The sequence below is a fragment of the Caballeronia sp. M23-90 genome (genome assembly GCF_053574605.1).
The window spans coordinates 1-9,808 of the sequence record NZ_JBSIPA010000242.1 but is presented as its reverse complement, the minus strand read 5'-3'; the positions used below and the strand labels follow the sequence as shown (position 1 = coordinate 9,808).

10 protein-coding genes are annotated in these 9,808 nt (G+C 60.1%); 6 read left to right on the top strand and 4 right to left on the bottom strand.

Annotated elements, in window-relative coordinates; genetic code table 11:
• On the top strand, positions 1–960 hold a 960-nt coding region (locus ACRXB1_RS21660; protein WP_449493167.1), incomplete at its 5' end, for an ABC transporter substrate-binding protein.
• Between the two features lie 3 nt (positions 961–963).
• On the opposite strand, the gene ACRXB1_RS21655 is transcribed toward ACRXB1_RS21660, so the two are convergent.
• Positions 964–1,422 carry a GNAT family N-acetyltransferase gene (locus tag ACRXB1_RS21655; protein WP_449493166.1) on the bottom strand — a complete coding sequence of 153 codons (459 nt, stop codon included), beginning with the start codon at positions 1,420–1,422 and terminating at the stop codon, positions 964–966.
• Between the two features lie 322 nt (positions 1,423–1,744).
• Between ACRXB1_RS21655 and ACRXB1_RS21650 the strand changes: the two genes are divergently transcribed.
• Positions 1,745–3,088, top strand: a complete 1,344-nt coding sequence (locus tag ACRXB1_RS21650) for a TAXI family TRAP transporter solute-binding subunit (protein ID WP_449493165.1) — start codon at positions 1,745–1,747, stop codon at positions 3,086–3,088.
• Positions 3,089–3,150: 62 nt separating this feature from the next.
• Here the strand turns inward: ACRXB1_RS21650 and ACRXB1_RS21645 are convergent, their stop codons facing one another.
• Complete coding sequence (locus ACRXB1_RS21645; RefSeq protein ID WP_449493164.1) at positions 3,151–5,175, bottom strand: hypothetical protein; 2,025 nt, start codon at positions 5,173–5,175, stop codon at positions 3,151–3,153.
• Positions 5,176–5,668: 493 nt separating this feature from the next.
• On the opposite strand from ACRXB1_RS21645, the gene ACRXB1_RS21640 reads away from it, so the two are divergent.
• Both ACRXB1_RS21640 and ACRXB1_RS21635 read left to right on the top strand, forming a co-directional pair.
• Complete coding sequence (locus tag ACRXB1_RS21640) at positions 5,669–6,139, top strand: GNAT family N-acetyltransferase (RefSeq protein ID WP_449493163.1); 471 nt, start codon at positions 5,669–5,671, stop codon at positions 6,137–6,139.
• The gene (locus ACRXB1_RS21635; protein WP_075358375.1) at positions 6,139–6,753 is read left to right on the top strand and encodes an FMN-dependent NADH-azoreductase; all 615 of its coding nucleotides are present in this window, start codon (positions 6,139–6,141) and stop codon (positions 6,751–6,753) included. Before ACRXB1_RS21640 ends, ACRXB1_RS21635 begins: the two co-directional genes overlap by 1 nt.
• 2 nt (positions 6,754–6,755) lie before the next feature.
• Here ACRXB1_RS21635 and pdxR read toward each other — a convergent pair whose 3' ends face one another.
• Complete coding sequence (gene pdxR, locus ACRXB1_RS21630) at positions 6,756–8,192, bottom strand: MocR-like pyridoxine biosynthesis transcription factor PdxR (RefSeq protein WP_449493162.1); 1,437 nt, start codon at positions 8,190–8,192, stop codon at positions 6,756–6,758.
• A gap of 135 nt (positions 8,193–8,327) precedes the next feature.
• On the opposite strand from pdxR, the gene ACRXB1_RS21625 reads away from it, so the two are divergent.
• Positions 8,328–8,765, top strand: coding sequence for a carboxymuconolactone decarboxylase family protein (locus ACRXB1_RS21625; protein ID WP_062002061.1), 438 nt, complete (start codon positions 8,328–8,330; stop codon positions 8,763–8,765).
• A gap of 15 nt (positions 8,766–8,780) precedes the next feature.
• Here ACRXB1_RS21625 and ACRXB1_RS21620 read toward each other — a convergent pair whose 3' ends face one another.
• A complete protein-coding gene (locus tag ACRXB1_RS21620; RefSeq protein ID WP_449493161.1) occupies positions 8,781–9,356 on the bottom strand; it encodes a TetR/AcrR family transcriptional regulator C-terminal ligand-binding domain-containing protein in 576 nt (191 codons plus the stop codon).
• A gap of 112 nt (positions 9,357–9,468) precedes the next feature.
• Here ACRXB1_RS21620 and ACRXB1_RS21615 point away from each other — a divergent pair.
• Positions 9,469–9,808 (top strand): MFS transporter (locus ACRXB1_RS21615; protein WP_449493160.1); only part of this gene is annotated, 340 nt, incomplete at its 3' end.

Genomic DNA, 9,808 nt, shown 5'->3' with positions numbered 1-9,808 from the left:
TCCGCTGCGTTGGGCGGCGCGACCTTCGGTCTGGCCGGATTGCCCGCCCGCGCCGACGACACCAGGTTGAAGCCGCTCAAGTTGTCGTGGAATGCAAGTGCGATTTGCACGGCCCCGGTACCGGTCGGCATCAAGCAGGGGTTCTTCGCCAAGCATGGACTGGATGTCGAACTCATCAACTTCGCGGGTTCGACTGACCAGTTGCTCGAAGCAATCGCCACGGGAAAGTCGGATGCGGGCGTTGGCATGGCGCTGCGCTGGATCAAGCCGCTCGAGCAGGGCTTCGATGTCAAGCTCACCGCCGGCATTCACGGCGGCTGCATGCGCTTACTTGCAACGCGAACATCAGGCATCGTTGATTTGCCGGGACTCAAGGGCAAGACCGTGGGTGTCAGCGACATGGCGAGTCCCGCGAAGAACTTCTTCGCGATCACGTTGAAGAAGATTGGCATCGATCCGGATAACGATGTTCGCTGGCGCCAGTATCCCGCCAACCTGCTTGGCGAAGCATTGAAGAAGGGCGAGGTTCACGCCATTGCGGACGGCGATCCAACCATCTGGACGCTGCGCGAATCCGACCACTTGTACGAGGTGTCGAACAACTTGTGCGGCGAATACCAGACCCGTGTCTGCTGCGTGCTCGGCGTGCGCGGCAGTTTGATAAGAAAGGATCGTGCGACCGCGCAAGCGCTCACGCAGGCCTTGCTGGAAGCGACGGAATGGACGGCGAACAATCCTGCAGCGGCCGCGGCAATCTTCTCCGTTCACGCACCGCAAGCGGACGTCGCACAGCTTACGGCCATGCTGAAGAGCCACACGGACCATCATCATCCGGTTGGCGATGCGTTCAAGAAAGAGATTTCTCTTTACGCCGATGACCTCAAGACAGTTGGCGTGTTGAACAGCGGTACGGACTCGACCCGTTTCGCCAACAAGGTGTTTTCCGACGTACTGGCTTGACGTCTACAACGCCAGCTTGTAACCCTCATGGCTGGCGATAAAACCAAGTTTGTTGTAGAAACGGTGGGCATCGGCACGAGTCTTGTCTGTCGTGAGCTGCACGAGATTGCAGCCACGCGCCCTGCATTGCGCGATCGCCCATTCGAACATCTTCTGCCCCAGGCCTGAATCGCGGCGGTGCGCGGCTATGCGCACCGCCTCTATCTGTCCCCGCCATGCGCCCATGCGCGCAATGCCTGGAATAAACGTAAGTTGCAACGTGCCGATCACTTCGTCGTTATCCGTGACGACCATGAGGTGCTGATTGGCGTCGGAGTCTATGGCTTCGAATGCAGCGACGTACCGCCCGTCGAGCGGCGTGCCGACTATCTCGCGCTGGCTGCCGAGCGGGTCATCGGCGAGCATTGCAACGATCGCGGAGATGTCGGCCAAGCGCGCCGACCTGAATTCGATGTGTTCCATTGAGCTTCCTTCAATATTTGCCGAGCGATGAACCCTGGCTCGCGTCGAATGCGGCCGTCGATTTGCCGACCGCGCTAGCGAGACCTTCGATAGTCCGCCTCTTCCCGATGATGCCGAGTATCCGTCGGGCCGGACGCACTGGAAAGCACCATTGCATTCTACGGACGAATTCAGGGAGAATCGTGCGAGATGGCGCCTCCGGATCGACGAGACAGGAACGGATGTCGCGGTGACGGGGCTGATTGTTGAGTACTATGAGGCGGCCAGGAACAGATAGTCCCGGGCGTTCGCGGTGAAGCAGAAGCATCTCTGACGGGTTCTCATGAAAAAATATCGCCCGCGTCTTCCGCAAGACCATTCGCACGTGGCATGGCGGGAGCTTTCACTGACATCGTTGCCGATCGCGCTGGTGTTCGTCGCGCTGGTCGGGCTGGCTGTCTGGGTTGCCGATCCCGCACCGCCGAAAACCATCACCATCAGCGCAGGTCCGCTCGACAGCTCGCTGCTGAACACCGCGAACACGTATAAAAAGATCCTGGCGCGCAATGGCATCACCCTCAACGTGCTTCAATCCGATGGTTCCGTACAGAACCTGCAGCGGCTGATGGATCCCAAGCAGCACGTCGATATCGCGCTCGTGCAAGGCGGCGTCTCCGATGAAGCCGCGAGGGCTTCGCTGATGTCGCTGGGAAGCATCTTTTATATTCCCATCGTGGTGTTTTATCGCGGCAAAGGCCTGACGCAACTCTCGCAACTCGATGGCAAGCGCATCGCAATCGGGCGCGAGGGCAGCGGCACGAGAATGTTGTCGCTCAAGCTGCTGGAGGCGAACGGCATCTCCTCCCACGGTGACACGCAACTCGTGCCGGTCGACGGCATGCAGGCGGCCGAGCAACTCGTGGCAGGCAAGGTCGACGCCGCCATGCTCAGCGGCGATTCGACCACGCGCACGCTGATGCTGCGGCTGCTTGGAATCCCGGGCATCTCCGTCATGGATTTTGCGGAAGCGAGCGCCTATACGCGGCTCTTTCCCTATCTCAATCAAATCGATCTACCTGCCGGCGTTCTCGATCTTCGCAGAAAATGGCCGCCCGATACGCTCCACCTGATTGGTCCGACCGTTGAAATCGTGGCGCGGCCGAATCTGCATCCGGCCATATCGGATCTGCTGATCGAGGCGGCGCAGGAGATCCACGGCGCGGCCGGTCTGCTGCAGCGCGCGGGCGATTTTCCGAGCACGACTGCGCACGAATACCGGATCAGCGAAGACGCGACGCGCTATTACAAGTCGGGCAAAAGCTTTTTGTATCGCGTGTTGCCGTTCTGGGTCGCGAGCATCACGGACCGGATCCTGGTGCTTTTGTTGCCCGTGGCCGTGCTGCTGTTTCCGGCATTGCGGCTGATTCCCGCGCTTTACGGATGGCGCGTGCGTTCGCGGATTTATCGATACTACGGTGCGCTGATCGCGATCGAACGCGGTGCGCTGAGCACGTCGACGGAGGAGCAGCGCATGGCGCTGCTTGCGGAGCTCGATGAAATCGAGGCGTCGCTCAATACGCTGCGCATGCCGCTCGCTTATGCCGATGCCTTTTATGTGCTGCGCGAGCATGTCGGATTCGTGCGGATGCATCTGACCGCAACGCAGCGTGAACCTGCGCACGTGTGACAAAAAATACCCCTGCGAAAGCAGGGGTACGGTGTGCATTTGCGAGGTCAGCAGTAACAGGTTCAGGCCTGCAGGCAGGCCGGCTCCGGCTCTCGCAGTACTTCCGCTTCACCGGCCGCCTTGCTGCCGCCCGACGAGTTGACGTAGGCGAGCACGTCCGTGGTCGTCTGGTACGCCCAGATTGCGAAGCTCGCGATCAGCTCGGCTGCCAGCGTTGCACCGGCCGTAGCCGCGCCGCCCAGCACCTTCGTGAGAATGGTGACGATGGCAAGAGAAAGACCCCACCAGCCGGCGAGACTCAGCACCAGCCGTACGAGCGGCATGAAAACGCCGGCATCGTAGACGCCTTTCAGCACGACCAGCAGCGCACCGGCCGTAGCTGCACGATTGGTCCGGATGGCGGTGACAAGCGTATTGATCCGGCTCATCACGCTCGGATAACCCTGCAGCAGACGATACACCCCCGGGCCGAGTTTCTCGGCGTTGCCAATCAGCGGTCCAAGGCCGATGGCGAGAAAACAGCCGCCTGTGAGATCCCAGATCACCTTGACGAGAAGCGGATCGATATCGACGTTTTCGGCTTCCGGCGGCGCGAAGGCCATCATGTGATTATCGAGTCCCGTCTGCGTGGGGTTGAACAGCAGATTGAAACAAGTCGAGAAGTCGGCGTTGTAGGTTCCGTTGACGGCGATTGCGCCGGCCGGGTTGACCGCCATGAAGGGTGCGCCCGAGCTGCCGACGAGCCCAAGATTGATGGTCCCGTTCGATTGCAGCGACGGGATCAGCTTCGCCGCGTTTTGTGCCGTGCCGCCTGAATGCAGCGTGCCGTCGCCGCCGACGACCACAAAGCTGCCATCGTGACATTGCAGGGTAATGGCCGCCGAGCCCGCTGCTCCTGGAACGCCAATGGTGAACGATTCCGCTGCATCACTCGACGTCCCGCTGGTCGTGATCTGACCGCCCGCCGATACCGCCCAGTAACCGCCCGCGCCCGTTTGCAGTTTCATCTGGTCGCCGCTGCCGAAGAGTCCGGCCATCGATACAAAATTCTGGTCAGTCGGGAACAGCGGTTCCGGCGCCGATACCGCGACAGGCTGATTTTCAGCCACGACCAGACTCGATACCGCCGCCGATCCCCATGTGTAGACCATGGAGAACGACTTGACGTGGTTGATCCAGGAATCGCTGAAGGTGGCATTGTTGGCCGTGATGTTCAACGACTGGTTCGCGATCAGCGAGGCCACCTTGCTGGTCACGTCCGCACGGCCATATGCCGCGGCGATGACGTTGAGCGCACTGGCGTCGACGGGTGGCTGGTACGGCGGCACGGTCGCGTCGTAGTCCACCGTCAGCGTGCTTCCCTCGGTTGCGATCGCCTGTTGCGGCTTGCACTCGGCGTATTGATAGACCACGTTGAGGGTCTTGTTGATGCCCGGCCAGCCGTCGCCAAAAACTGAATTCGATGCCGCGATGCTCAGGTTGCGCCGGCTCACGTTGGCCTGGACTACGGCCGTCACATCGCTCATGCCCCAGAACGCGCTCAGGACCTGCAGATGGGGGCGGTACTTGAGCGAATACGGGCTGCCTTCCACCACGATATCCGTGAACGGAACCTGGCCGGTGTAGCTCGCCACGATCACGAAGGCCTTGCGGTGGTTGACCCATGTATCGGTGAAGGTCGCGTTGTTCGCGGTCAGGTTCAGCGTCTGGCCAGAGGGCACCATTCCCTGTACCTGTTGACTGACGTTTTTCGGGCCATAACTCGCGCCCCACACAGTCAGGGCCGGCTGGGTGTTGTTCAAAGCCGAAGCTGCGGAGGAAAGTTCGAACTCATGCGCGCCAATCGTCAGTGTCTGGTTTTCCATTGCGGTTGCGGTTTGCGGCAACCCGCCGTCGTAGCTATAAACTACGGTCAGGGTTTTACTGACACCCGGCCAGGTATCGGTGAATACCGAATTACTCGCCTGAACTGAGAGTGTTTCGGGTGTTGTCTGCCGGTTCACCAGTAACGTGACTTGCCCGGTAACCTGCTTTAGCCCGTAAGCCGCGCCGATGATTGTGAGAACGCCCGTATTTGCGGTTGGCATGCTGATCCTTCTATTGAGTGATTAAGCAGCGTGGATGTAATGAAGCGTAAGGCCGGCGTATAGGTCGATACGGCCGAAGCCCTTTGCCAGCAGTGATGCAAGCATGTGTCGCATCTCTCTCAGACCTGTTGGCGGAGAGACGATATCACGCGTTAAAGCCATGAAACGGTTTGATCATACAAATAAATTTCCGGCTGTTTTTCTGCAGTTTGGTTGGAATTAAGTCGCTCTGGAATCGGTACCCACGATTCATTTAATTGTTTTAATCTGATTATTCAGAGCGTTTTCGCCACGATGTTTTAATCAGAATTTAAATTAGTCGATATGTGTGAAAAATTGTCATAAGAACGTGTTCGGGGATTTATTTTGTGATTAACGAGATAACCGGACCAAGCCTGAGTCCAATGATCATGTCCTAGTCTCTTCGCATGTTTTTGGCTCTGTAAGACCGCGTCGTAACGGGCTATCGTGAATTCCTCTTTGAAGGAATCCCATGATCCATTCCACCGCGTTTCAACATCTCGAAGGTCCCGCCGAACTGGCAGCAGCCTTCAGCGTGATGCAGGAATTGCGTCCGCATCTCACCACTTCGGATGCCTTTGCGAGGCAGGTCAATCGGCAGTTTGCGCAGGGTTATCGGCTGCTTGCGGCTAAGCATGGCGAAGCACCCGTCGGACTCGCGGGTTACCGGTTCGTGGAGAACCTGATCTATGGGCGGTTCGTTTATGTCGATGACCTCGTCGTGACTTCGCGTCTGCAACGCTCAGGCGTGGGCGGCGAGTTGCTGGCGCAGGTCCGCCGGATCGCGCAAGAGGCGGGTTGCGATCACTTCGTACTCGATACCGGCCTGCACATGGCGCTCGCGCAGCGCTTTTATTATCGGCAAGGGCTGTTGGCGAAAGGCATGCATTTCGTCGAATCACTGGAGCCCGCTTTGCCGTCATCACCGGCGAGGACACGCTGATGCGCGCGCTCTTGTTAAACAGCAGCCCGCATGGCGAAGCCAGCCACGCGTATCGCCTTGCACGGGAAATGGTCGGCACGCTCGGGGCACACGACCAGCAGATCACTGAACGGGATCTGGTCGCTGATCCGCTGCCGCCGATCGGCCGTGATTATGCAACGGCGGTGACATCGGGAAACTCGCAGGACGCTGCCTTCGGCTGGTCCGAGCGCGTCATTCGAGAAGTCGAGGACACCGACCTTCTGATCATCACCACGCCCATGCACAACTTTACGGTCCCGGCCGCGCTGAAACTCTGGATAGATCACGTCTTGCGGATCAACCGGACGTTCACATCGACGCCGGACGGCAAGGTCGGACTGATGCGGGACCGACCGACTTTCGTGCTGGTGGGCTCAGGTGGTTTTCATAGTGGCGAACGCGCCCGGCAGCCGGATTTCCTCACGCCTTATCTTCGGTACGCACTGGAATCCATCGGCATTCGCAGCGTGAATTTCGTTCTGATGCAAGGCCTGGTTGGCGGCGATGTTGCGGTGTCCAAAGCATTATTGGAGGCTCGCAACGCTTTGCTGATGCATGCGCCGTTCAACACGGTCGCGTCGGTTTCCGCATAGATCTACGCGTCGGCTGCACGCTTCAGTTCGTGCGCGCGGCGCATCGCCTGATCTTCGTCGACGATGTTGGCAAACCCCAGCACCAAACCGCTTTGCGACGGCACGCCCATATACCAGCGCGATAACGCCTGTTCGCCAAAGCCCTTGGGATTGGCGCGGCCGGCCACCGCTACGTCGTCCGTGCCGTCGACGAAATGCGCCGCCATCTGCAAGCCTCCCGGCGGGAGATCGATGGCGAGGCGCTCGCCGAACACTTCGGCAAGGGCGTGCGCGGTGATTTCCCGGCGATGCGCGTAAAGCAAACGCATCTTCTTCAGGTGCCGCGCAAAGTGGCCTTCCGCCATGAAGTCGGTCACGCTTGCTTGCAGGAGATAGGGGGACCCCGCGTTCATGCTTGCGCAGACTTCGTGAAAACGCTGCGTTGCGCTGACCGGCGCGACCACATACGCGAGCCGCAATCCAGGGAACATCACCTTGCTGAACGTGCCGCTATAAATCACACGGTCGTGCTGATCCAGGCTTTTCAGCGCGGGGAGGGGGCGGCCTGCGTAGCGGAACTCGCTGTCGTAATCGTCTTCTATCACCCAGCTTCCGTTGGCTTTCGCCCAGTCGAGCAATGCCATCCTGCGTTCCAGCGATAACGTCACGCCCGTCGGACTTTGATGCGATGGCGTGACTACCGCGAAGCGCGCATTCGCGTTGAGGGCGAGGCCGCGTTCGACCGAGATGCCGTGTGCATCGACGGGAACGGGCACGAGCCGCGCATTCACTTCGAGCAGGAAACGGCGGGCGAGAATGTAGCCCGGGTCCTCGAACCAGAAGGCATCGTCGGGCGAGGCGAGACTGCGCAATACGAGTTCGAGCGTCGCACGATAACCCGTCGTGACGAAGACCTGCTCGGGCACGCATTCGACTCCGCGCGACAACCCCAGGTAAGTGGCGATCCGTTCGCGCAATGGCCAGAAGCCGGCAGGATCAGGGTACGCAAACGCGGTTGCGTCGCCGCTGCGCAGCCGATGCGCGACCAGCCGGTTCCAGACCTTGCGCGGGAATGCATCGATTGCGGGCAAGCCCAGTTGATACGGCCGAGGTGCGCCGCTGCCATAGGGCGACAACGCAGGCGCCGCTGCCGGCAAAGGTTTGCCCGCTGCACGCCGGGTGCCGCTTGCCGAAACTTGCAGCGCTGGCGAAACAATGGTTCCTGCCGCGCCGCGAACCTGCAGATACCCTTCATCGGCGAGGATCCGGTAGGCCATCTCCACCGTTCCGCGCGCCACGTTCAGTTCCATCGCGAGGCCGCGCACCGCAGGCACGCGATCACCGGAGCGCAGATGCCCTTGCGCGATCGCGGTCTTGAATCGCGTGCATATCTGCAGATAAACCGGCACGGAAAGCGCACGATCGATATCCAGCTCGAGCTTTGGTGATGCGGGCTTCATGGACTAGTCATTGTGATGATTCTTGGCTCTTCTAGGCAGGCCATGATTTTCGCATACTACTTCTGTGGCCCGATACAGCGATACCCGCGCCAGCAAAACCAATCACGAATGACTGACTTTTCCCAGGAGCGTTTCATGACTTCCCGTCTTGATTTCTACAAATCCAATCCCGCCGACATCAAAGCCCTGATGGGCGTTGAAGAACAGATCAACAAGAGCCCGCTCGAACAGATCCTGAAGGAACTGGTGCGCTTGCGTGCATCGCAGATCAATGGCTGTGCTTTTTGCCTGGATATGCACGTGGCCGACGCGCGCAAGGCTGGAGAATCCGAACGCCGTCTGGCGACGGTCTCGGCATGGCGCGAAACGCCGTTCTTCACCGAGCGCGAACGCGCTGCGCTGGAGTGGACCGAAGCGCTGACGCTGGTCGCGCAGAATCACGTGCCGGATTCTGTCTGGGAAGCCGTCCGCCCGCATTTCGACGACAAGGAATTGACCGACCTGACGTTGCTGATCACGTCGATCAACAGTTGGAACCGCTTTGCGATCGCGTTTCGCAAGATGCCTGAATAACGTCGTGTCAGGGTTTTAAGCTTCCGCGCGTGCTTCCAGCAACATGGCCACGCGCGTGCGGGCGAAGGCGGGGTCGATGGGTTCGTCGTCGAAAAGCAGCCGGTACATGATCGGCGCGACCACGCTGTCCATTACATCGTGCAACGCCGGCGGCACTTCGCCGCGTTCGACCGCGCGCTCCAGGATCATCTGAACCTGCGAGCGCGTAATAGCCGCACACTGGCACGCAGGGCCGCTGCCGTCGGCGTTCATTCCCGCGAGCACGTCGCGGGTCATCGCACGGCCCGGCGCCGATGACATCTCGTCCTGGTATCCCTGCGCCCACGTTGCGAGATCGCTTTGCAGCGAACCAGTATCGGCGGGACCGTTGTCGGGGTAGAAACGCTGCACGGCGACATCGGCGAGAAGGGTTTGCAGGTCGCCCCAACGCCGGTAAATGGTCGACGGCGTCACGCCCGCCCGCACCGCAATCTGCGGCACGGTGATCGCGTCGCGCGGCATTTCCGCCAGCAAGCCGTTGACCGCCCGGTGGACCGACTCCTGAACCCGCGCGCTTCTGCCGCCGGGCCGCAAACCTTCTCGTGCTGCCATGTGCTCCACTCCTGCTGCGAACCAGCGTTAAAGCTAAAAAGTTGCGTTAACGCCGGACAACGCGCACAATCCGCTAAAGCAATTATTTTGCGTTTATTTGCCGGAGTGTGCAATGGCTATTGATGCCACCCTAAGTTCGTCCCGCCCGCCGTCCCGTTCGTCGTCCCAGGCGCTGGGGCTCTATGCGTTCGCCTCGGCCACCTTTTTCGCGGCATCCAGCGCCCCTACGCCGCTTTACAGGGTGTATCAGGAGGCGTGGGGATTTTCGTCCGCCATGGTCACGCTCGTGTTCGCCAGTTATGCGTTCAGTTTGCTGGCCGCGCTGCTGACAACGGGCGCGCTGTCGGATCACATTGGCCGGCGTCCGGTGATCATCGGCGGGATCGCGCTGGAAGTCGTGGCGATGCTCGTTTTCACCGATGCCCACAGCGTCGGCATCCTGATCCTCGCGA

Coding starts and splice junctions, on each gene's coding strand:
- ACRXB1_RS21645 (WP_449493164.1), bottom strand. CDS start 5,175: ATGCCAACCGCAAATACGGGCGTTCTCACAATCATCGGCGCGGCTTAC.
- ACRXB1_RS21655 (WP_449493166.1), bottom strand. CDS start 1,422: ATGGAACACATCGAATTCAGGTCGGCGCGCTTGGCCGACATCTCCGCG.
- ACRXB1_RS21650 (WP_449493165.1), top strand. CDS start 1,745: ATGAAAAAATATCGCCCGCGTCTTCCGCAAGACCATTCGCACGTGGCA.
- ACRXB1_RS21625 (WP_062002061.1), top strand. CDS start 8,328: ATGACTTCCCGTCTTGATTTCTACAAATCCAATCCCGCCGACATCAAA.
- ACRXB1_RS21640 (WP_449493163.1), top strand. CDS start 5,669: ATGATCCATTCCACCGCGTTTCAACATCTCGAAGGTCCCGCCGAACTG.
- pdxR (WP_449493162.1), bottom strand. CDS start 8,192: ATGAAGCCCGCATCACCAAAGCTCGAGCTGGATATCGATCGTGCGCTT.
- ACRXB1_RS21620 (WP_449493161.1), bottom strand. CDS start 9,356: ATGGCAGCACGAGAAGGTTTGCGGCCCGGCGGCAGAAGCGCGCGGGTT.
- ACRXB1_RS21635 (WP_075358375.1), top strand. CDS start 6,139: ATGCGCGCGCTCTTGTTAAACAGCAGCCCGCATGGCGAAGCCAGCCAC.